Genomic DNA, 19,477 nt, shown 5'->3' with positions numbered 1-19,477 from the left:
AAGACAGAATGTCAGTTAGAAAATTAAAACCAATAACACCAGGTCAGCGTTTTAGAGTAGTAAATGGGTTCGACACCATAACTACTGATAAGCCGGAGAAATCTTTATTAGCTCCGAAAAAACGATCTGGAGGTCGAAACAATCAGGGAAGAATGACTACACGTAATATCGGTGGTGGTCATAAGCAAAAATACCGTATTATCGATTTCAAAAGAGATAAAGAAGGTATCCCTGCAACAGTAAAAACTATAGAGTATGATCCAAATCGTACTGCATTTATTGCCTTAGTTAGTTATGCTGATGGAGAAAAGCGTTATGTAATTGCACAAAACGGATTAAAAGTAGGTCAAACTATCGTTTCAGGTAAAGAATCTACTCCAGATGTGGGTAACGCTATGTATTTAAGTGATATTCCTTTAGGTACAACAATTTCATGTATAGAATTACACCCAGGTCAAGGAGCTGTTATGGCTCGTTCTGCTGGTTCTTTTGCTCAATTAATGGCAAGAGATGGTAAGTACGCTACAGTTAAATTACCTTCAGGAGAAACAAGATTAATCTTATTAACTTGTAAAGCTGTTATAGGAGTAGTATCTAATTCAGATCATCAATTATTAGTATCTGGTAAAGCAGGTAGAAGCAGATGGTTAGGTAAACGTCCTAGAACTAATGCTGTAAGAATGAATCCGGTTGATCACCCAATGGGTGGTGGTGAAGGACGTTCATCAGGAGGTCATCCAAGATCTAGAAATGGTATACCAGCTAAAGGATACAAAACTAGATCTAAGACTAAAGCTAGTAACAAGTATATCATAGAACGTAGAAAGAAATAATAAATCATGGCAAGATCATTAAAAAAGGACCTTACGTTCACTACAAGTTAGAGAAAAAAGTGATGGCTAATGTTGAAGCAGGAAGTAAATCAGTTATTAAAACTTGGTCAAGAGCAAGTATGATTACACCTGACTTTGTTGGACAAACAATTGCTGTTCACAACGGACGTCAATTTGTTCCAGTATATGTTACTGAAAACATGGTAGGTCATAAATTAGGAGAATTTTCACCAACACGTTCTTTTAGAGGACACGCAGGTGCAAAAAATAAAGGTAAAAAATAGTAGGAAATTATGGGAAGTCGTAAACATAACATGGCAACACAGTTAAAAGAAGCGAGAAAGCAAAGAGCTTTTGCAAAGCTTACTAACTGTCCTACATCACCAAGGAAAATGCGCTTGGTGGCTGATTTGGTAAGAGGAGTAGAGGTTGAAAAAGCTTTACAAATCTTGAAGTTTAGTCCTAAAGAAGCATCTAGAAATTTAGAAAAATTGTTAATGTCTGCAATTGCAAACTGGCAAGCTAAAAATGAAGATGCAAGTATTGAAGAGGCTGGATTATTTGTGAAATCTATTTGTGTAGATAGCGCAGGAATGTTAAAAAGATTAAGACCAGCTCCACAAGGGCGTGCACATAGAATAAGAAAACGTTCTAATCACGTGACTTTAGAGTTAGGAGCTAAAAATAAAAGTAATTAATCAAAGTAGAAATGGGACAAAAAACAAATCCAATAGGAAATCGTTTAGGAATTATCAGAGGATGGGAATCTAACTGGTATGGTGGAAATGACTACGGAGATAAAATTGCTGAAGATGATAAGATAAGAAAGTATATCTATGCTAGATTATCTAAAGCAAGTGTTTCTCGTGTAATAATAGAGCGAACTTTAAAACTTGTAACCGTTACTATCACTACTGCACGTCCAGGTATCATTATTGGTAAAGGAGGTCAAGAGGTAGACAAGTTAAAAGAAGAGCTTAAGAAAATTACAGGTAAAGAAGTTCAAATCAACATTTTTGAAATTAAGCGTCCTGAATTAGATGCTAAATTAGTTGCAGCAAGTGTTGCACGTCAAATTGAAAATAGAATTTCATACAAGAGAGCTACAAAAATGGCTATCGCTGCTGCAATTAGAATGAATGCTGAAGGTATTAAAATCCAATTATCAGGTCGTTTAAATGGAGCTGAAATGGCACGTTCTGAGCACTATAAAGAAGGAAGAATTCCTCTTTCTACTTTTAGAGCAGATATCGATTACGCACTTGTTGAATCGCATACTACATACGGAAGAATTGGTGTGAAAGTATGGATAATGAAAGGTGAGGTTTATGGTAAACGTGAGCTATCTCCATTAGTAGGATTATCTAAACAAAAAGGAAATTCTAACAAAGGAGGAGGAAAACGTCAACCTCGCAGAAGAAAATAATTTTTTTAAAAGAAATTACACATGTTACAGCCAAAAAGAGTAAAATTCCGTAAAGTCCAGAAGGGTAAGGGAAATATGAGCGGTAACTCTGGTAGAGGTACTCAACTTTCAAATGGAATGTTTGGGATTAAATCTTTAGACCAGAATTTACTTACATCTCGTCAGATTGAAGCAGCACGTATTGCAGCAACTCGTCATATGAAAAGAGAAGGGCAGCTTTGGATTAAAATTTTTCCAGACAAGCCAATAACTAAAAAGCCTTTAGAGGTACGTATGGGTAAGGGTAAAGGAGCACCTGATCATTTTGTATCAGTAGTTAAGCCAGGTAGAATTTTGTTTGAAGTTGGTGGAGTACCAATGGATGTTGCAAAAGAAGCTTTACGTTTAGCAGCTCAAAAACTTCCAGTAAAAACGAAGTTTGTTATCGCAAGAGATTTTGATTTTAACGCTTAATTCTATATAAAATGAAACAATCAGAAATTAAAGAATTATCTATCGCAGACTTACAAGAACAGTTAGTAGCGTTAAAGAAAAATTATACGGATCTTAAGATGGCTCACGCCATAACTCCATTGGAAAATCCATTGCAGTTAAGAAGCTTAAGAAAAACTGTAGCAAGAATTGCTACAGAATTAACTAAAAGAGAATTACAATAATTCTAGTCAGTTTTAAAGATGGAAAAAAGAAATCTTAGAAAAGAGAGAATAGGTGTTGTATCTAGTAGCAAAATGGAGAAATCTATCGTTGTTAATGAGGTAAAAAGAGTAAAGCACCCAATGTACGGAAAGTTCGTTTTAAAAACGAAGAAGTATGTTGCACATGACGAGAATAACGATTGCAACGAAGGTGATACTGTAAAGATAATGGAAACTCGTCCATTAAGTAAATCTAAGCGTTGGAGATTAGTAGAAATCCTAGAAAGAGCTAAATAATATGTTACAAACAGAATCAAGATTAAAAGTAGCAGATAACACTGGAGCAAAAGAAGTTTTAGTGATTAGAGTTTTAGGTGGAACAAAAAAGCGTTACGCTAGCGTTGGAGATAAAATCGTGGTTACGGTAAAATCTGCAACTCCAAACGGAACTGTAAAGAAAGGACAAGTTTCTCGTGCAGTTGTTGTTCGTACTAAGAAAGAAGTTAGACGTAAAGACGGATCTTATATTAGATTTGACGATAATGCTTGTGTACTTTTAAATCCTACTGAGGAAATGAGAGGTACTCGTGTATTTGGACCTGTTGCTCGTGAATTACGTGAGAAGCAGTTTATGAAGATTGTATCATTAGCACCTGAAGTGCTTTAATATCGTATTTAAGATGAAGAAGTTCAAAATCAAATCAGGAGATACTGTTAAAGTAATAGCAGGAGATCACAAAGGATCAGAAGGTAAAGTTTTACAAATCCTTAAGGATAAAGATAGAGTTGTAGTCGAGGGAGTAAATATGGTTTCTAAGCATACTAAACCTAGTGCAACAAATCCACAAGGAGGAATTGTAAAAAAGGAAGCTTCTTTACATATATCTAATGTAGCTTTAGTTGAAAATAACGAAGCTGTTAGAGTTGGATATAAAGTAGAAGGAGATAAAAAAGTAAGATTTTCAAAAAAATCAGATAAAGCAATATAACCATGAGTTACGTACCAAGATTAAAAGAAGAGTACAAGAGCAGAGTTATCAAAGCTCTTACTGATGAATTTGGTTATAGCAATGTAATGCAAGTTCCTAAACTACAAAAAATTGTAGTAAGTAAAGGAGTAGGTGCAGCTATAGCAGATAAGAAATTAATTGAATATGCTATTGATGAGTTAACAAGAATTACTGGTCAAAAAGCAGTTCCAACAATTTCTAAAAAGGATGTTGCAAACTTCAAATTACGTAAAGGTATGCCAATTGGAGCAAAAGTTACGTTAAGAGGAGTTGTAATGTATGAATTTTTAGACCGTTTAGTAACAGCTTCTTTACCACGTGTAAGAGACTTTAACGGAATTAAAGCAAATGGTTTTGATGGTAGAGGTAATTACAATTTAGGAATTACTGAACAAATCATCTACCCAGAGATTAATATTGACCAAGTTAAAAAAATCAGTGGAATGGATATTACTTTCGTAACATCTGCAAATACTGATAAAGAAGCAAAGTCATTATTAGGAGAATTAGGTTTACCATTTAAAAAGAATTAAAAGATGGCTAAAGAATCAATGAAAGCGCGTGAGCGCAAAAGAGCTAAAATGGTTGAAAAGTATGCTGAAAAGAGAAAAGCTTTAAAAGAAGCTGGAGACTATGAAGCATTACAAAAATTACCAAAGAATGCATCACCTATTAGAAAGCACAACCGTTGTAAATTAACTGGTCGTCCAAAAGGGTATATGCGTCAGTTCGGAATTTCACGTGTAACTTTCCGTGAAATGGCTAATCAAGGGCTAATCCCGGGAGTAAAAAAAGCAAGCTGGTAATATATTTTACCTTAATAAATCTAGGTGTATAATTTTAAATTATACACCTTTTTTTGTTTTATAATCAATTTTTCTAGGGATTAATCAGCTTAAATAGCTGGTAAAATGTAGTCAATAAATTCAAAGTCAAAACGATAATTGGCTAAAAGATTTTTTTTTCGAAAAGTTTATGTATATTTGCACTCTGTTTTTTATAGGGTAAATACCGTCTTGTAAGTAACTGTTTGTAAAATAGCAAAGCCTTGCAAGTTTTTTTACTTCTGAAAAACAAAAAATGAATATTAACTGGTTTCAGGTTCAATTAAAGTGATTATTGAAAACCAAAACCGAAAATTAATTAATTATGTACACAGATCCAATTGCGGATTTTCTTACTCGTGTCAGAAATGCTATAGCAGCAGGTCATAGAGTAGTAGAGATTCCTGCTTCAAAATTGAAGAAGGAAATGACGAAAATTTTGTTCGATCAAGGTTACGTTTTAAGCTATCAGTTCAATGAAGATAAAGTTCAAGGAACTATCAAGATTGCTTTAAAATATGACAGAGAGACAAAAGAATCAGTAATCAGAAAAATTCAGAGAATTTCAACACCAGGTTTACGTAAGTACGTTGGCGCTAAAGAGATGCCAAGAGTATTAAACGGATTAGGTATTGCTATTGTTTCTACATCAAGAGGTGTAATGACAAACAAGAAGGCAAGACAAGAAAATGTTGGTGGAGAAGTTTTATGTTACGTTTACTAAAAAGCATTTTGTAAAATGAGTAGAATAGGAAAAAATCCAATCGCATTACCACAAGGTGTTGAAGTTAAAGTAGACGGAAACGTGGTTACAGTTAAAGGTAAATTAGGTGAGTTAACTCAAGAGTTAAAGTCTGGTATTACTGCAAAAATTGAAGATGGTATTTTAACAGTTGAAAGATCATCAGAAAGTAAAGACGATAGATCAGCCCATGGTTTATATCGTGCTTTAATTAATAATATGATTGAGGGAGTAAGTAAAGGTTATACTAAAGAACTAGAGTTGGTTGGTGTAGGTTATAGAGCTTCTAATCAAGGTCAAAAATTAGAGTTGGCTTTAGGTTTTTCTCATAGTATTACTTTAAATTTAGCTCCAGAAGTTAAGGTTGAAACGGTATCTGAAAAAGGTAAAAACCCAATCATTAAGTTATCTTCATTTGACAAACAATTAGTTGGTCAGGTAGCCGCTAAAATTAGATCTTTCCGTAGGCCAGAGCCATATAAAGGAAAAGGTATTAAGTTTGTAGGAGAAGTATTAAGAAGAAAAGCAGGTAAATCTGCATAATAAATAAGATAAATTATTATGGCATTATCAAAGCTTGAAAGAAGACAACGTATAAAGCATAGAATTAGAAAGATTGTCACAGGAACTGCTGAAAAACCAAGATTATCGGTTTTTAGAAGTAACAAAGAAATTTATGCTCAATTAGTTGACGATGTAGCAGGAGTTACTTTAGCATCTGTATCGTCAAGAGATAAAGAAATAGCATCAAGTTCTAAAGCAGAAGCTGCAACTGCAGTAGGTAAATCTATAGCTGAAAAAGCTACTAAAGCTGGCGTAAAAATGGTTGCTTTTGATCGTAATGGGTATTTATACCACGGTAGAGTAAAAGTATTAGCAGACGCTGCTAGAGAAGCTGGTTTAAAATTTTAAGAAATTATATTATGTTAGGATATAAAAACATAGAAAGAGTAAAACCAAGCGGATTAGAGCTTGTAGATAAATTAGTAGGTGTACAACGTGTTACCAAAGTAACTAAAGGGGGTAGAGCATTTGGTTTCTCTGCAATCGTAGTTGTTGGAGATGGTAATGGAGTTGTAGGTCACGGATTAGGGAAGTCTAAAGATGTTGCCTCAGCTATTGCTAAAGCAGTAGAGGATGCAAAGAAAAATTTAGTTCGTATTCCTATTTTAGACGGAACTTTACCTCACGAACAAAAAGGTAAGTTTGGTGGAGCGAAAGTATTCATTAAGCCAGCTTCACATGGTACCGGGGTTATTGCCGGTGGTGCAGTTCGTTCAGTATTAGAATCTGTTGGTATTAAAGACGTATTATCTAAATCTCAAGGGTCATCTAACCCACATAATGTGGTTAAAGCTACTTTTGATGCATTATTACAATTACGTAGTGCAGCAACTATAGCTAAGCAAAGAGGTATATCTTTAGAGAAAGTTTTTAACGGTTAAAATTTAAGACGATGAGTAAAATTAGAGTTACACAAGTAAAAAGTCAAATCGGTCGCCTTAAAAATCAAAAAAGAACGTTAGAGGCACTAGGTTTACGTAAAATGAACCAAACTGTAGAGCACGAGGCAACTCCATCTATAGTTGGTATGGTAAATACAATTAAACACTTAGTTTCCGTAGAGGAAGTTAAATAAGACATAAATAATCATGAGTTTACACAACTTAAAACCGGCAGAGGGATCTGTTAAAAAAGTTAAGAGAATTGCACGTGGTGAAGGTTCTGGTAAAGGTGGTACCGCTACAAGAGGTCACAATGGGCAAAAGTCTCGTTCAGGATATTCTCGTAAAATAGGATTTGAAGGAGGTCAAATGCCACTTCAAAGACGTGTGCCTAAATTTGGTTTTACTAACATAAATCGTAAAGAATATGTTGGTGTTAATTTAGATAAATTACAAAATTTAGTAGATAGCGGAAAAATTACTGACACTGTTAGTTTAGATGTTTTAGTAGAAAACCGTTTAGCTCGTAAAAACGACTTAGTTAAAATATTAGGTGGTGGAGAGTTAAAAGCTAAATTAAATATTACTGTACATAAATTTACTGCTACAGCTAAAGCTGCTATTGAGGCTGCTGGAGGCGAGGCGGTTACCTTATAAGAAAACTGTAAATGATGAATTTTATAAATACTTTAAAAGATATTTTCAAAATTGAAGAGTTAAAAGAAAAAATAATTTTAACTATTGGTTTAATTGCTGTTTACAGGTTTATGTCGGCTGTTCCATTACCTGGGATAGATCCTACACAGCTTACAGCATTAAAAGATCAAGCTGGAGGAGGTCTTTTAGGTTTATTAAACGCATTTACAGGAGGAGCATTTGCTAGAGCGTCAGTAATGGCACTTGGTATAATGCCTTATATTTCTGCATCTATTGTAGTTCAGTTAATGGGTATTGCTGTACCTTATTTGCAAAAACTACAGAAAGATGGAGAAAGTGGAAGAAAAAAGATTACACAAATTACTAGATGGTTAACTATCTTAATTACATTGGTTCAAGGACCAACGTATATCACAGCAATTAAAACCCAATTCGGTTTACCAGAATCAGCTTTTTTAGTTGGTGGTGCTACCTTTTGGATTTCATCAATGATTTTATTAACAGCAGGAACCATATTTGCTATGTGGTTAGGTGAGCGTATCACTGACAAAGGAGTTGGTAACGGAATTTCGTTATTAATTACTGTAGGTATTATCGCTAACTTTCCTGTCGCTTTTTTACAAGAAGTACTTTCTAAAACAGAAAATGCTGGCGGTGGAGGAATCATGATGATTTTAATTGAGTTAATAGTTTGGTTCGTTGTAATTTTATTAACCGTATTATTAGTTACCGCAGTTCGTAAAGTAGCAGTACAATATGCTCGCCGTACAGCAGTTACAAACATTAAAGACGTTGATGGAGCTAGACAGTATATTCCATTAAAGTTAAATGCTGCAGGTGTAATGCCAATTATATTTGCGCAAGCTATAATGTTTTTACCTGTTGCATTAGGACAAAAATATCCAGCTTTAAATAGTTTAGCTGATAATTTCGGTTTATGGTATAATGTAATATTTGCTGTTTTAATTATCGTATTTAGTTATTTCTATACGGCAATTACTATACCTACTAATAAAATGGCTGAAGATCTTAAGAGAAGTAATGGTTTTGTTCCAGGCTATAAGCCAGGTGAAGAAACCGCTAATTATTTAGATTCTGTGTTATCAAAAATAACATTCCCAGGGTCACTATTTTTAGCTGCTTTATCTATTTTACCTGCAATAATTGTAAAATTTGGAGTTACTCAAAATTGGGCAATGTTTTATGGAGGAACATCTTTAATCATTATGGTAGGAGTTGCTATAGACACAATTCAGCAAATTAATTCATACTTATTAAACAGTCGATATGACGGTTTAATGAAAACAGGTAACAGTAACAGAAAATCATTAAAATAATATGGCTAAGCAACCAGCAATTCAACAAGACGGGACTATAACAGAAGCATTATCGAATGCAATGTTTCGTGTAGAATTAGAAAACGGACATATTGTTACGGCTCACATTTCAGGAAAAATGCGCATGCATTATATTAAGTTATTACCTGGAGATAAAGTGAAATTAGAAATGAGTCCGTATGATTTATCAAAGGCAAGAATTACTTACAGATATTAAAAAACAAAACTGATGAAAGTAAGAGCATCATTAAAGAAAAGAAGTGCCGACTGCAAAATAGTACGCAGAAAGGGCAGATTATATGTAATTAACAAAAAGAATCCTAGATTTAAACAAAGACAAGGGTAGTTATGGCAAGAATCGCAGGTATTGACATTCCAAAGAATAAAAGAGGAGTTATCGCTTTAACTTACATCTTTGGTATAGGAAGAAGCAGAGCTAAAAATATTTTAGCAGAAGCAAAAATAGATGAGAGTATCAAAGTTCAAGATTGGACTGATGATCAAATTGCAGCAATTCGTGAGCAAGTTGGAACTTTCACTATCGAGGGAGAGTTACGTTCAGAAGTTCAATTAAACATTAAACGTTTAATGGATATCGGATGTCAAAGAGGTATTCGTCACAGACTTGGACTACCATTAAGAGGTCAAAGAACTAAGAATAACTCTCGTACAAGAAAAGGTAAGAGAAAAACTGTAGCTAACAAGAAAAAATAATCGTTAGATTATTTTTACTAATTGTAAACAATCATGGCAAAGTCTAAAGTAACAAAGAAACGTAAAGTTGTAATTGAGTCTGTGGGAGAAGCTCACGTAACGGCATCATTTAACAACATAATTATATCTTTAACAAATAAAAAAGGAGATGTTATCTCTTGGTCTTCAGCTGGTAAAATGGGCTTTAGAGGTTCTAAAAAGAATACTCCTTATGCAGCTCAATTAGCCGCAGAAGATTGCGTAGGTGTAGCTAAAGAAGCTGGATTACGTAAAGTAAAGGTATATGTAAAAGGACCTGGAAATGGTAGAGAATCTGCTATCAGATCAATTCACAATGCAGGAATAGAAGTAACTGAAATAATTGATGTTACTCCAATACCTCATAATGGATGTCGTCCTCCAAAAAGAAGAAGAGTATAAGCTGAACTTGTTTCAGTTTATATTTTCTTATTGATATTTTTAAATATCAGTACAACTTATAAATTTTAAACCAAGTAGGATATAAGATTATCGAAGGAGTAAGCCTTAATTCATAATCCCTACTAAACTAATTAAAAATGGCAAGATATACAGGACCAAAAACTAAGATTGCTCGTAAATTTGGTGAAGCAATATTCGGAGATGATAAAAACTTCGAAAAAAGAAATTACCCTCCAGGACAACATGGTGTAGGTAAAAGAAGAGGTAAAAAATCTGAATATGCTATCCAGTTAATGGAAAAGCAAAAAGCTAAATACACATACGGTATTTTAGAGCGTCAATTTAGTAACTTATTTAAAAGCGCTTCAGCTTCTAAAGGTATTACTGGTGAGGTTTTATTACAATTATGTGAATCACGTTTAGATAATGTTGTTTACCGTTTAGGAGTAGCTAACTCAAGAAGAGGAGCACGTCAATTAGTTTCTCATCGTCATATTACTGTTAATGGTGAGATTGTAAACATACCATCTTACCGATTAAAAGAAGGAGATGTTGTAGCTGTTAGAGAAAAATCTAAATCTTTAGAAGCTATCGAAAATGCATTAGCTTCTAATAGTAGTGTTTACGAATGGTTATCTTGGAATGCTGATCAAAAATCAGGTATTTTTATTAAAGCACCTGAAAGATTACAAATTCCTGAGAACATTAAAGAGCAGTTAATCGTAGAATTATATTCTAAGTAATAAATTAATCATATTGGAGTTCAGCCAAAGGGTTTGTCAGTATTTCTTCAAACTTATAAACCGCGCAACTGAATAACAATTAAAATGAAGAAAAATATGGCAATTTTAAATTTTCAAAAGCCTGATAAAGTAATAATGATTGAATCTACAGATTTTTCTGGAAGATTCGAATTCAGACCTCTAGAACCAGGTTTTGGATTAACTATTGGAAATGCTTTAAGAAGAGTATTATTATCTTCTTTAGAAGGTTTTGCAATAACATCATTACGAGTTGATGGCGTTGATCATGAATTCTCAACGATAGAAGGAGTTGTAGAAGATGTTACTGAAATCATTTTGAATTTAAAACAAGTTCGTTTTAAAAAACAAATTGAAGAATCTGACAGAGAAACTGTTTCTATAGCTATTTCTGGCCAAGAGCAATTAACAGCAGGTGATTTACAAAAATTTATTTCAGGATTTCAAGTATTGAATCCAGAATTAGTTTTATGTAACATGGATAAATCTGTAAGCTTTAGTGCTGAAATTACCATAGAAAAAGGTAGAGGATTTGTGCCAGCAGAGGAAAACAAAAGAGCTGGAGCACCTTTAGGTACTATTTTTACTGATTCTATTTATACTCCAATAAAGAATGTAAAGTATGCAGTAGAAAACTTTCGTGTTGAACAAAAAACTGATTATGAAAAATTAGTTTTTGATATTGACACTGATGGATCTATTAATCCTAAAGATGCATTAACTGAAGCAGCTAAAATTTTAATTCACCACTTCATGTTATTCTCAGATGAAAGAATAACTTTAGAAGCTGATGAAATAGCTCAAACTGAAACGTATGATGAGGAATCATTGCATATGCGTCAATTATTAAAGACGAAACTTGTAGACATGGATCTTTCAGTTCGTGCTTTAAACTGTTTGAAAGCTGCAGAAGTAGATACTTTAGGAGACTTAGTATCTTTTAACAAAAGTGACTTAATGAAGTTTAGAAACTTTGGTAAAAAATCATTAACCGAATTAGAAGAGTTAGTGATTAATAAAGGACTAAATTTTGGAATGGATTTAGGTAAATATAAATTAGATAGAGATTAATCTTTCATATTTTGCTCCTCATAAAGAGTTGAAGCAAGATGAAAGCAAAACCCAAATGTCATGAGACACGGAAAGAAATTTAACCATTTAGGAAGAAAAACAGCGCATAGAAAAGCAATGTTATCAAACATGGCTTGCTCTTTAGTTGAGCACAAGCGTATTAATACTACTGTTGCTAAAGCGAAAGCTTTGCGTAGGTTTATCGAGCCTTTAATTACAAAATCAAAGGCTGATACTACTCACAACAGACGTATAGTATTTAAGTATTTACGTGATAAAACAGCTGTTACGGAATTATTTAAAGAAATTTCTGTAAAAGTAGCAGATAGACCAGGAGGGTATGTTCGTATCATCAAATTAGGAAACCGTCAGGGAGATAACGCTCCAATGGCAATGGTTGAATTAGTTGATTATAATGAATTATACAACCCTAAAGGAAATCAAGCAAAAAAATCTACTCGTCGTAGCCGTCGTGGAGGTTCTAAAAAGGCTGAATCTGTTGCTCCTGTTGAAACTAAAACTTCACAAGAGGAAGAATAAAAATGAAAATTTTTATCAATCATATAAAAGGGATGAACATTTAATGTTTATCCCTTTTTTTATATATTTTTGCAACTCAATTACTCAATACAATACACTAGACTAAATGAAATATCAATCACGTAAAAAAGCTTTAGTACTATTAGCTGATGGTACAATTTTCTATGGTAAATCAATAGGAATTGAAGGTACATCTACAGGAGAAATCTGTTTTAATACAGGTATGACTGGCTACCAAGAAGTATTTACTGATCCTTCTTATTTTGGGCAATTAATGGTCACTACAAATGCTCACATAGGTAATTATGGTGTCAATAATGAAGAAGTCGAATCAGAAGGAATTAAAATTTCAGGATTAATTTGTAAAAATTTTAGTTTTACACATTCAAGGGTTGATTCTGAAGGAAATTTAAAAGATTGGTTTGAAAAGCATAATCTTGTGGCAATTTCCGATGTTGATACAAGAGCACTTGTGTCATATATTAGAGATAATGGTGCTATGAATGCTATTATATCAACAGAAGTTGATAATATTGAAAACTTAAAAAAGAAGTTGTCTGAAATTCCAAATATGGAAGGGCTAGAGCTTGCTTCTAAAGTATCAACTAAGGAGCCTTATTTTGTAGGTGATGAAAATGCTTCAATAAAAATTTCAGCTTTAGATATAGGAATAAAAAAGAATATACTTAGAAATTTCGTTAAAAGAGGTGCTTATGTAAAGGTTTTTCCATACAATGCAACTTTTAAGGAGATGAGCGAATTTAAACCTGATGGGTATTTTATATCAAATGGCCCTGGTGACCCAGAACCATTGATTGATGCACAAAATGTAGCAAAAGATATTATAGCAAAAGACTTACCTTTATTCGGTATATGTTTAGGGCATCAAGTAATAGCATTGGCTAATGGTATTTCTACATATAAAATGCATAATGGGCATAGAGGTATAAATCACCCTGTAAAAAACTTACTTACAGGGAAAGGAGAAATTACTTCTCAAAATCATGGGTTTGCAATTAATAGAGAAGAAACGGAAGCACATAGTGAAGTAGAAATCACTCATGTTCATTTAAATGATAATACAGTAGCTGGTATCAGAATGAAAAATAAAAATGTCTTTTCTGTACAGTATCACCCTGAGGCTAGTCCTGGCCCTCATGATGCAGAATACTTATTCGATCAATTCATTGAAAACATAAGAAAGGCGAAAGCTTAATATAAATTCCCGCAGAAAAGCGGGAATTTATATTTGATAACGTTTTCGTAAAATCATACTAATATAAGATAATACAAAGGTAGTATTTTGTAAATTTACTACTTTAAATATACTAATAAAGAAAAACAACTATGAGTATTATAATCAATATCCATGCACGCCAAATTTTTGATTCTAGGGGTAACCCTACAGTAGAAGTAGATGTAACAACTGAAAATGGTTTTACAGGAAGAGCAGCTGTACCCTCTGGAGCTTCTACTGGAGAACACGAAGCAGTAGAGTTACGTGATGGAGGGGTTGCATATATGGGTAAAGGTGTTTTAAAAGCTGTTGAAAATGTTAATACCTTAATTGCTCAAGAATTACTAGGAGTGTCAGTTTTTGAACAAAATATGATTGACAAAATAATGATTGATTTGGATGGTACCCCAAACAAATCTAAACTAGGGGCAAACGCAATACTAGGTGTCTCATTAGCAGTAGCGAAAGCAGCTTCAAATGAATTAGGATTACCATTATACCGTTATATAGGAGGTGTTTCAGCAAATACATTGCCTGTTCCAATGATGAATATAATCAATGGAGGATCACATTCAGATGCTCCAATCGCATTTCAAGAGTTCATGGTTATGCCAGTAAAAGCAGAAAACTTTACTGAGGCAATGCAAATAGGTTCAGAAATTTTTCATCATTTAAAGAAAGTTTTACACGATAGAAATTTATCTACTGCTGTTGGTGATGAAGGAGGTTTTGCTCCAACTTTAGAAGGAACTGAAGATGCAATTGAAACTATTGAGTTAGCAACTAAAAATGCAGGATATAAATTTGGAGAAGAAGTAATGATTGCTTTAGATTGCGCTGCTGCTGAATTTTTTGTTGATGGTAAATATGATTACACTAAGTTTGAAGGTAGCAAGGGGAAAGTAAGAACAAGCCAGGAACAAGCTGATTATTTAGCAGAACTAGCTTCTAAATATCCTATTATTTCAATTGAAGATGGAATGGATGAGAATGATTGGGATGGTTGGAAATATTTAACTGATAAAATAGGAGATAAGGTACAACTAGTAGGAGATGATTTATTCGTTACTAATGTAGAACGATTATCTAGAGGAATTGAAAATGGAATAGCAAATTCAATTTTAATTAAAGTAAATCAAATAGGAACTTTAACAGAGACTATTGCTGCTGTTAATATGGCCCATAATGCAGGGTATACATCGGTAATGAGTCATAGATCAGGAGAGACTGAAGATAATACTATTGCTGATTTAGCAGTAGCTTTAAATACAGGACAAATAAAAACAGGATCAGCATCACGATCAGACCGTATGGCTAAATATAATCAGTTATTACGTATAGAAGAAGAATTGGCTGATGTAGCTTTTTTTCCACAAAAAAAAGCATTTAAAATATAGCATTATCTAAGTAAATTTTTTTTTAAAAAAACTCGCAAAATAAAGCGAGTTTTTTTAGTTTATCAGTTAAATATTTATATATTTGACCTAATAAATTGCATTAAAAAAATATTATGAAAAAATTACATTTATTTACTTATTTACTTATTTCTTTTAATCTCCTGCCAAGAAGATACAAATAATATTGATAGAATAGATACCAAAGTTGATTTAACTGATTTATCTTTGATTGAAGGCAAATTTAGTTTTTCTAATAAAGAACAACTAGCAATAAAAATTGAAGCATTAAAGAAAAAGTCAAAAGAAGAAATCCAAAAATCTTTTGAAGATGTTTATGAAAAAGACTTTATGTCTTTAACTCCAATGGTTAATCCTAAGAATCATCAATTGTTAGAAAGCATCCAAAAGAGAAAAAATAAGAAATCAAAAAATTCTTTTACTTTTAATCTCGAAAATTTAGTAGGAGACAAAGTTTTTGCCGCATTTATAAATGATGAGGGAGAAATAATTGTGGAGAATAAATTATATCTTTTTACTCCTAGAGGGTTGTTTTTTGGAGATTTAACTAAAGAAAATGAAATTCGTAGAGTTGCAATACAGAGGAATAAGTTGTCTTCAAGGATGGAAATGTGTGAATTCAGAAGGCTAGAAGGAGGAGTTAGAGAAATAGAGCCAGATGTTCATAGATACATTGCTCCAATAAATACTATGCATGCGCCTTGTGGTCGTGAATCTAATTCTGGTGGAGGTTCTTCAAATACTGGAAATAATACAAATTCAGAAGTTTTCGATGCTAAAAAATCTGATATAGGGTTAAACAAATTAATACAAAATTTAAGAGTAGTTTCAAACCCAAAAGATAACTGGTTCCAAAATGTTTTTGGAGAATATAAATATGCACACGAATATTTTAATGATAGAGATTATCGTTTTGAATTAGATTATTGGAATCAAACATGGTTTATTTATAGGTCTTTAGGAGTAGAGTCTGAGACTCACAAAGAAGGAATGTTTTGGTGGGATAATGTTAGATCTGATGAAATGATTTTAGGAATCAATAAAGTACATTTGACTTATAATTTACCGGCACCTAATATTACTTTTTATCAGAATTATACTTCTAATCAACAAAATCAATATTTGCTACCTCCATTGTATATGTATGATAACAAATTTATGATTGAAAAAGGAAAATCATGGCAAACTCCTTATTATGACCCGGTAAAAATTAGAATTAATAATCCCAGCACAAGAATACCTTTTTTTGAGTTTAGAGATGAAGGTGTTTTAAATATTTATTTAGGGAAAGTTTTTGGAGTTAATGTTCCTGCTTACAATGTATTATCGGATTCTAACATTAAACAGTTGTATGCGCTTGGCTCGAGATTTATTAATAATAAAATTAGCAGTGGAAAAAAAATTAGAAAAGATTTTATTGTTACTGTTCAAAGTACTGGAAATCAAATAGATGTTTTTTATTTTGACGAATTTAGAAGAGTCTATAATATTGATGAATTAGAGAATAAATTTGATTCTGACTGGGGTGCAATTATTGACGCTAAACTCACTGGGGATGGTAAGTTTTCCTCTGATTATGGTTTGCAAAACCTTAACCCTACAGGTGGTCCTGCTTTTGGTTATTTGGGGAAGTATAAGTACAAACATATAGATGTTTATGGTTTAGCTAGAAGAGGAAATGAATGGAGAGGTTTAAGATTAAATTTTAAATAAAAAAAAATGAAATTAAAATTATTTGTAGCTATCTTATATTGTATGTTTGGATTTAGTCAAGTTTATTCACAAGAGGAAAAAACAACTTCCGTTTGGAGAATTAATTTTTTAAATCCAGGTATTGAATATGAGATGCCTACAGGTGGAAGTTCTACCTTTTCAATTGGAACAGGTATTGGTTATAGTGGAAGCTATCCGCATTCTGATGTAGGTTTAAGTTCAGGGTTTATAACTTCATTTAATCCTTTTTTAGATTTACAACAAAAATGGTTTTATAATTTAGATATACGTAAAACTAAGGGGCTAAATGTAACTAATAATTCAGGTAATTTTTTATCAGTGAGAGCTTTAACAAGAGGAGAATCGTTTTTTGGAAATAATAACGGAACTGATAAATTAGATTTTGCAGTTGGTCGTACTTGGGGTATTCAACGAAAATATGGTAAAAATTTTCATTTATTATTTGATATGGGGCCTATATATTATTTTGATATAGAAGGTAGAAAAGGTTTTTTCCCTTTGATGATACAATTAAATTTAGGTTTTGATTTGTAAAAATCAAATAGCACTATGGTTTGAAGATATTTATTTTGAAAAGATTTCAGCTTTTATTATTTCTTTTAATAGCTATTCATAGTTTGAATAGCTTTTCTCAAATTGATTTTAATCATGCAATTCTTTCAGGCAAAGAAATATCTAAAGAAGATTCAGATGATAATTTATCTCCAACTATTATACAAACTTTTGTAATAGGACTTTCTTTGCCTCAGTCTACAAAATATTACTTTAATTATGGAGAAGGTGTAGATTTAAAGAACAGATTATCATTTGATGCTTTTTACACAATTAACTATCCTTTATTAAAAAAGCTTACATTAGGATTGGTTGTAGGATTTCAACATCAATCTCAAGGTAGTATTACAGGGATGAAACTAGGTGCAGTTCTGAGGTATTATTTTAAAAATTATAAATCAGCTAATTTTTATTTCAAAGCAACAAGAAGCTTAGCATTGTCAAAAAACGTTCAAAATAAAGTTGGCTACGGTAATGCTAGAGCAGGTTTAGAATTTCCAGTAAATACAATTGGTAATTTAAACATTGTATTTTCTGTTTATTGGGATAATGATTCCTATAGTTTATCTAAGCCGTTATTAGATAATGAAATACCTGATGAAATTACTTTTCATGGAGGCTACGGAATTGGTATTGGGATTCAGTTTTAATCATAAGTATTTAATCTCAAAAAGTCAAAAAGTTTTTTTTACTCTTATAGACTTTTTTTTATGTTAAAAATCTATGACTATCAATTTTTTAAATTTATAAAAAATGGTATCTTCGCAATTCACTTCAATTAAAAAAATTTTTAGATAAAAAATGGCAGATATAGCAAAGTTACAAGTTGGCGAAAATACGTATGAGTTTCCTTTAGTTAAAGGAACGGAAAATGAAACTGCAATTGATATTAAAACCTTGAGAGGTGCTACTGGTGGACTTATAACAATAGATCCTGGATATAAGAATACAGGTTCTTGTCAAAGTGCTATTACATTTTTAAATGGAGAAGAAGGAATATTAAGATATAGAGGTTATTCTATTGAAGAGTTAGCTGAAAAAGCTGACTTCTTAGAAGTCGCTTATTTGTTAATTTTTGGAGAATTACCAACAAAAGAACAATTACAAAAATTTCATAACGATGTTAGATCAAAAGCTATTGTTGATGAAGATATAAAAAAGATTATTGATGCTTTCCCTAAAAACGCGCACCCTATGGGAGTGCTGTCATCATTAACTAGTGCATTAGTATCATTTAATCCTACTTCTGTAAATGTTGATTCAGAAGAAGATATGTATAACGCTATTGTTAAAATATTAGGAAAGTTTCCTGTTTTAGTAGCATGGACAATGCGTAAAAAACAAGGCTTACCATTAAACTACGGTTCTAAGAATTTAGGATACGTAGAAAACATTATGAAAATGATGTTTGAGCAACCTAATGAAGAATATATTATAAATCCAATAATTAAAGATGCGTTAGATAAGTTATTAATTTTACACGCAGATCATGAGCAAAATTGTTCTACTTCTACTGTAAGAATTGTAGGTTCTTCTCATGCTGGATTGTTTGCTTCTTTATCTGCTGGAATATCAGCTTTATGGGGGCCATTGCACGGAGGAGCGAATCAAGCTGTATTAGAAATGCTAGAAGCTATTAGACAAGATGGTGGTGATACCAAAAAGTATATGGCCAAAGCTAAAGATAAAAATGATCCTTTCCGTTTAATGGGATTCGGACATAGAGTTTATAAAAATTTTGATCCTAGAGCTAAAATAATTAAAGTAGCAGCTGATGAAGTTTTAGCTGATTTAGGAATTGATGACCCAATTCTAGATATTGCTAAATCATTAGAGCAAGAAGCATTAAATGATGAGTATTTTGTTAAAAGAAAATTATATCCTAATGTAGATTTCTATTCAGGAATTATTTATAGAGCTATGGGAATACCGGTTGAAATGTTTACAGTAATGTTTGCTTTAGGTCGTTTACCAGGTTGGATTGCACAATGGAGAGAGATGCGTTTAGGAAAAGAACCGATAGGTCGTCCTCGTCAAGTATATACAGGTGAGAACCACAGAGGTTTTGTGAAGATTAGTAAGAGATAAAATATACTAAAAATGTCATTTAATATTTAGATGACA

At 32.4% G+C, this 19,477-nt stretch carries 31 protein-coding genes; all 31 read left to right on the top strand.

The annotated features are described in order from the left end of the window. Positions 1-8 precede the first annotated feature (8 nt). Positions 9-833 carry a 50S ribosomal protein L2 gene (gene rplB / locus ACMFBB_RS07195; protein ID WP_093868915.1) on the top strand — a complete coding sequence of 275 codons (825 nt, stop codon included), beginning with the start codon at positions 9-11 and terminating at the stop codon, positions 831-833. Positions 834-847: 14 nt separating this feature from the next. Then, entirely contained in the window at positions 848-1,117 is a 270-nt protein-coding gene (gene rpsS / locus ACMFBB_RS07190; protein WP_435264282.1) for a 30S ribosomal protein S19, read from the top strand. A 9-nt stretch (positions 1,118-1,126) separates the two neighbouring features. Continuing rightward, positions 1,127-1,531: a 50S ribosomal protein L22 gene (gene rplV, locus ACMFBB_RS07185; RefSeq protein WP_093868913.1), complete on the top strand. Its 405-nt coding sequence runs from the start codon at positions 1,127-1,129 to the stop codon at positions 1,529-1,531. Positions 1,532-1,542: 11 nt separating this feature from the next. Next, entirely contained in the window at positions 1,543-2,259 is a 717-nt protein-coding gene (gene rpsC / locus ACMFBB_RS07180) for a 30S ribosomal protein S3 (protein ID WP_093868912.1), read from the top strand. 21 nt (positions 2,260-2,280) lie between these two features. Further along, complete coding sequence (rplP, locus tag ACMFBB_RS07175; protein WP_093868911.1) at positions 2,281-2,712, top strand: 50S ribosomal protein L16; 432 nt, start codon at positions 2,281-2,283, stop codon at positions 2,710-2,712. Positions 2,713-2,723: 11 nt separating this feature from the next. Beyond that, positions 2,724-2,915 (top strand): 50S ribosomal protein L29, encoded by a 192-nt coding sequence (gene rpmC, locus ACMFBB_RS07170; RefSeq protein WP_093868910.1) that lies wholly within the window; start codon positions 2,724-2,726, stop codon positions 2,913-2,915. A gap of 18 nt (positions 2,916-2,933) precedes the next feature. Then, positions 2,934-3,191 carry a 30S ribosomal protein S17 gene (gene rpsQ, locus ACMFBB_RS07165; protein WP_093868909.1) on the top strand — a complete coding sequence of 86 codons (258 nt, stop codon included), beginning with the start codon at positions 2,934-2,936 and terminating at the stop codon, positions 3,189-3,191. A gap of 1 nt (position 3,192) precedes the next feature. After that, positions 3,193-3,561 (top strand): 50S ribosomal protein L14, encoded by a 369-nt coding sequence (rplN, locus tag ACMFBB_RS07160; RefSeq protein WP_093868908.1) that lies wholly within the window; start codon positions 3,193-3,195, stop codon positions 3,559-3,561. 13 nt (positions 3,562-3,574) lie between these two features. Next, positions 3,575-3,883, top strand: a complete 309-nt coding sequence (rplX, locus tag ACMFBB_RS07155; protein WP_093868907.1) for a 50S ribosomal protein L24 — start codon at positions 3,575-3,577, stop codon at positions 3,881-3,883. Between the two features lie 2 nt (positions 3,884-3,885). After that, the gene (gene rplE, locus ACMFBB_RS07150; RefSeq protein ID WP_093868906.1) at positions 3,886-4,437 is read left to right on the top strand and encodes a 50S ribosomal protein L5; all 552 of its coding nucleotides are present in this window, start codon (positions 3,886-3,888) and stop codon (positions 4,435-4,437) included. Between the two features lie 3 nt (positions 4,438-4,440). Beyond that, positions 4,441-4,710 carry a 30S ribosomal protein S14 gene (gene rpsN, locus ACMFBB_RS07145; RefSeq protein WP_093868905.1) on the top strand — a complete coding sequence of 90 codons (270 nt, stop codon included), beginning with the start codon at positions 4,441-4,443 and terminating at the stop codon, positions 4,708-4,710. A gap of 343 nt (positions 4,711-5,053) precedes the next feature. Further along, a complete protein-coding gene (gene rpsH / locus ACMFBB_RS07140) occupies positions 5,054-5,452 on the top strand; it encodes a 30S ribosomal protein S8 (RefSeq protein ID WP_431164446.1) in 399 nt (132 codons plus the stop codon). A 15-nt stretch (positions 5,453-5,467) separates the two neighbouring features. Further along, positions 5,468-6,013, top strand: a complete 546-nt coding sequence (gene rplF, locus ACMFBB_RS07135; RefSeq protein WP_435263740.1) for a 50S ribosomal protein L6 — start codon at positions 5,468-5,470, stop codon at positions 6,011-6,013. A gap of 18 nt (positions 6,014-6,031) precedes the next feature. Beyond that, on the top strand, positions 6,032-6,382 hold the full coding sequence (gene rplR / locus ACMFBB_RS07130; protein WP_435263739.1) for a 50S ribosomal protein L18: 351 nt from the start codon (positions 6,032-6,034) through the stop codon (positions 6,380-6,382). 8 nt (positions 6,383-6,390) lie between these two features. Continuing rightward, positions 6,391-6,915: a 30S ribosomal protein S5 gene (gene rpsE, locus ACMFBB_RS07125; RefSeq protein WP_435264281.1), complete on the top strand. Its 525-nt coding sequence runs from the start codon at positions 6,391-6,393 to the stop codon at positions 6,913-6,915. An 11-nt stretch (positions 6,916-6,926) separates the two neighbouring features. Then, positions 6,927-7,109 carry a 50S ribosomal protein L30 gene (gene rpmD / locus ACMFBB_RS07120; protein ID WP_435263738.1) on the top strand — a complete coding sequence of 61 codons (183 nt, stop codon included), beginning with the start codon at positions 6,927-6,929 and terminating at the stop codon, positions 7,107-7,109. A gap of 13 nt (positions 7,110-7,122) precedes the next feature. Next, a complete protein-coding gene (rplO, locus tag ACMFBB_RS07115) occupies positions 7,123-7,572 on the top strand; it encodes a 50S ribosomal protein L15 (RefSeq protein WP_093868899.1) in 450 nt (149 codons plus the stop codon). 14 nt (positions 7,573-7,586) lie between these two features. Beyond that, entirely contained in the window at positions 7,587-8,909 is a 1,323-nt protein-coding gene (gene secY, locus ACMFBB_RS07110) for a preprotein translocase subunit SecY (protein ID WP_435264280.1), read from the top strand. Between the two features lies 1 nt (position 8,910). Continuing rightward, positions 8,911-9,126: a translation initiation factor IF-1 gene (infA, locus tag ACMFBB_RS07105; protein ID WP_024740627.1), complete on the top strand. Its 216-nt coding sequence runs from the start codon at positions 8,911-8,913 to the stop codon at positions 9,124-9,126. A 12-nt stretch (positions 9,127-9,138) separates the two neighbouring features. Beyond that, positions 9,139-9,255, top strand: a complete 117-nt coding sequence (ykgO, locus tag ACMFBB_RS07100) for a type B 50S ribosomal protein L36 (RefSeq protein WP_010181906.1) — start codon at positions 9,139-9,141, stop codon at positions 9,253-9,255. 2 nt (positions 9,256-9,257) lie between these two features. Continuing rightward, on the top strand, positions 9,258-9,623 hold the full coding sequence (gene rpsM / locus ACMFBB_RS07095) for a 30S ribosomal protein S13 (protein ID WP_093868897.1): 366 nt from the start codon (positions 9,258-9,260) through the stop codon (positions 9,621-9,623). A 33-nt stretch (positions 9,624-9,656) separates the two neighbouring features. Continuing rightward, entirely contained in the window at positions 9,657-10,043 is a 387-nt protein-coding gene (rpsK, locus tag ACMFBB_RS07090; RefSeq protein ID WP_093868896.1) for a 30S ribosomal protein S11, read from the top strand. A gap of 137 nt (positions 10,044-10,180) precedes the next feature. Beyond that, positions 10,181-10,786 (top strand): 30S ribosomal protein S4, encoded by a 606-nt coding sequence (gene rpsD, locus ACMFBB_RS07085; protein ID WP_435263737.1) that lies wholly within the window; start codon positions 10,181-10,183, stop codon positions 10,784-10,786. 96 nt (positions 10,787-10,882) lie between these two features. Beyond that, positions 10,883-11,875 (top strand): DNA-directed RNA polymerase subunit alpha, encoded by a 993-nt coding sequence (locus tag ACMFBB_RS07080; protein ID WP_435263736.1) that lies wholly within the window; start codon positions 10,883-10,885, stop codon positions 11,873-11,875. A gap of 60 nt (positions 11,876-11,935) precedes the next feature. Then, positions 11,936-12,415: a 50S ribosomal protein L17 gene (rplQ, locus tag ACMFBB_RS07075; RefSeq protein ID WP_435263735.1), complete on the top strand. Its 480-nt coding sequence runs from the start codon at positions 11,936-11,938 to the stop codon at positions 12,413-12,415. Between the two features lie 106 nt (positions 12,416-12,521). Then, positions 12,522-13,631 (top strand): glutamine-hydrolyzing carbamoyl-phosphate synthase small subunit, encoded by a 1,110-nt coding sequence (gene carA / locus ACMFBB_RS07070; protein ID WP_435263734.1) that lies wholly within the window; start codon positions 12,522-12,524, stop codon positions 13,629-13,631. 131 nt (positions 13,632-13,762) lie between these two features. Further along, positions 13,763-15,049, top strand: coding sequence for a phosphopyruvate hydratase (gene eno, locus ACMFBB_RS07065; RefSeq protein WP_435263733.1), 1,287 nt, complete (start codon positions 13,763-13,765; stop codon positions 15,047-15,049). A gap of 225 nt (positions 15,050-15,274) precedes the next feature. Further along, on the top strand, positions 15,275-16,780 hold the full coding sequence (locus ACMFBB_RS07060) for a hypothetical protein (protein ID WP_435263732.1): 1,506 nt from the start codon (positions 15,275-15,277) through the stop codon (positions 16,778-16,780). A 6-nt stretch (positions 16,781-16,786) separates the two neighbouring features. Beyond that, positions 16,787-17,335 (top strand): hypothetical protein, encoded by a 549-nt coding sequence (locus ACMFBB_RS07055; protein ID WP_435263731.1) that lies wholly within the window; start codon positions 16,787-16,789, stop codon positions 17,333-17,335. A gap of 35 nt (positions 17,336-17,370) precedes the next feature. Beyond that, the gene (locus ACMFBB_RS07050; protein ID WP_435263730.1) at positions 17,371-18,003 is read left to right on the top strand and encodes a hypothetical protein; all 633 of its coding nucleotides are present in this window, start codon (positions 17,371-17,373) and stop codon (positions 18,001-18,003) included. Between the two features lie 151 nt (positions 18,004-18,154). Beyond that, a complete protein-coding gene (locus ACMFBB_RS07045; protein ID WP_435263729.1) occupies positions 18,155-19,441 on the top strand; it encodes a citrate synthase in 1,287 nt (428 codons plus the stop codon). The last annotated feature ends 36 nt before the right edge of the window (positions 19,442-19,477 follow it).

The sequence above is a fragment of the Tenacibaculum sp. nBUS_03 genome (assembly GCF_051201695.1).
GTDB lineage: Bacteria > Bacteroidota > Bacteroidia > Flavobacteriales > Flavobacteriaceae > Polaribacter.
Note: the sequence above shows the minus strand (reverse complement) of the source record. Positions and strands in the feature narration are given on the sequence as shown.

Bases quoted from the DNA above. Each gene is read 5' to 3' on its own strand.
- rplB (WP_093868915.1), top strand. From the start codon at position 9: ATGTCAGTTAGAAAATTAAAACCAATAACACCAGGTCAGCGTTTTAGA.
- rplV (WP_093868913.1), top strand. From the start codon at position 1,127: ATGGGAAGTCGTAAACATAACATGGCAACACAGTTAAAAGAAGCGAGA.
- rpsC (WP_093868912.1), top strand. From the start codon at position 1,543: ATGGGACAAAAAACAAATCCAATAGGAAATCGTTTAGGAATTATCAGA.
- rplP (WP_093868911.1), top strand. From the start codon at position 2,281: ATGTTACAGCCAAAAAGAGTAAAATTCCGTAAAGTCCAGAAGGGTAAG.
- rpmC (WP_093868910.1), top strand. From the start codon at position 2,724: ATGAAACAATCAGAAATTAAAGAATTATCTATCGCAGACTTACAAGAA.
- rpsQ (WP_093868909.1), top strand. From the start codon at position 2,934: ATGGAAAAAAGAAATCTTAGAAAAGAGAGAATAGGTGTTGTATCTAGT.
- rplN (WP_093868908.1), top strand. From the start codon at position 3,193: ATGTTACAAACAGAATCAAGATTAAAAGTAGCAGATAACACTGGAGCA.
- rplX (WP_093868907.1), top strand. From the start codon at position 3,575: ATGAAGAAGTTCAAAATCAAATCAGGAGATACTGTTAAAGTAATAGCA.
- rplE (WP_093868906.1), top strand. From the start codon at position 3,886: ATGAGTTACGTACCAAGATTAAAAGAAGAGTACAAGAGCAGAGTTATC.
- rpsN (WP_093868905.1), top strand. From the start codon at position 4,441: ATGGCTAAAGAATCAATGAAAGCGCGTGAGCGCAAAAGAGCTAAAATG.
- rpsH (WP_431164446.1), top strand. From the start codon at position 5,054: ATGTACACAGATCCAATTGCGGATTTTCTTACTCGTGTCAGAAATGCT.
- rplF (WP_435263740.1), top strand. From the start codon at position 5,468: ATGAGTAGAATAGGAAAAAATCCAATCGCATTACCACAAGGTGTTGAA.
- rplR (WP_435263739.1), top strand. From the start codon at position 6,032: ATGGCATTATCAAAGCTTGAAAGAAGACAACGTATAAAGCATAGAATT.
- rpmD (WP_435263738.1), top strand. From the start codon at position 6,927: ATGAGTAAAATTAGAGTTACACAAGTAAAAAGTCAAATCGGTCGCCTT.
- rplO (WP_093868899.1), top strand. From the start codon at position 7,123: ATGAGTTTACACAACTTAAAACCGGCAGAGGGATCTGTTAAAAAAGTT.
- secY (WP_435264280.1), top strand. From the start codon at position 7,587: ATGAATTTTATAAATACTTTAAAAGATATTTTCAAAATTGAAGAGTTA.
- infA (WP_024740627.1), top strand. From the start codon at position 8,911: ATGGCTAAGCAACCAGCAATTCAACAAGACGGGACTATAACAGAAGCA.
- ykgO (WP_010181906.1), top strand. From the start codon at position 9,139: ATGAAAGTAAGAGCATCATTAAAGAAAAGAAGTGCCGACTGCAAAATA.
- rpsM (WP_093868897.1), top strand. From the start codon at position 9,258: ATGGCAAGAATCGCAGGTATTGACATTCCAAAGAATAAAAGAGGAGTT.
- rpsK (WP_093868896.1), top strand. From the start codon at position 9,657: ATGGCAAAGTCTAAAGTAACAAAGAAACGTAAAGTTGTAATTGAGTCT.
- rpsD (WP_435263737.1), top strand. From the start codon at position 10,181: ATGGCAAGATATACAGGACCAAAAACTAAGATTGCTCGTAAATTTGGT.
- ACMFBB_RS07080 (WP_435263736.1), top strand. From the start codon at position 10,883: ATGGCAATTTTAAATTTTCAAAAGCCTGATAAAGTAATAATGATTGAA.
- rplQ (WP_435263735.1), top strand. From the start codon at position 11,936: ATGAGACACGGAAAGAAATTTAACCATTTAGGAAGAAAAACAGCGCAT.
- carA (WP_435263734.1), top strand. From the start codon at position 12,522: ATGAAATATCAATCACGTAAAAAAGCTTTAGTACTATTAGCTGATGGT.
- eno (WP_435263733.1), top strand. From the start codon at position 13,763: ATGAGTATTATAATCAATATCCATGCACGCCAAATTTTTGATTCTAGG.
- ACMFBB_RS07055 (WP_435263731.1), top strand. From the start codon at position 16,787: ATGAAATTAAAATTATTTGTAGCTATCTTATATTGTATGTTTGGATTT.
- ACMFBB_RS07045 (WP_435263729.1), top strand. From the start codon at position 18,155: ATGGCAGATATAGCAAAGTTACAAGTTGGCGAAAATACGTATGAGTTT.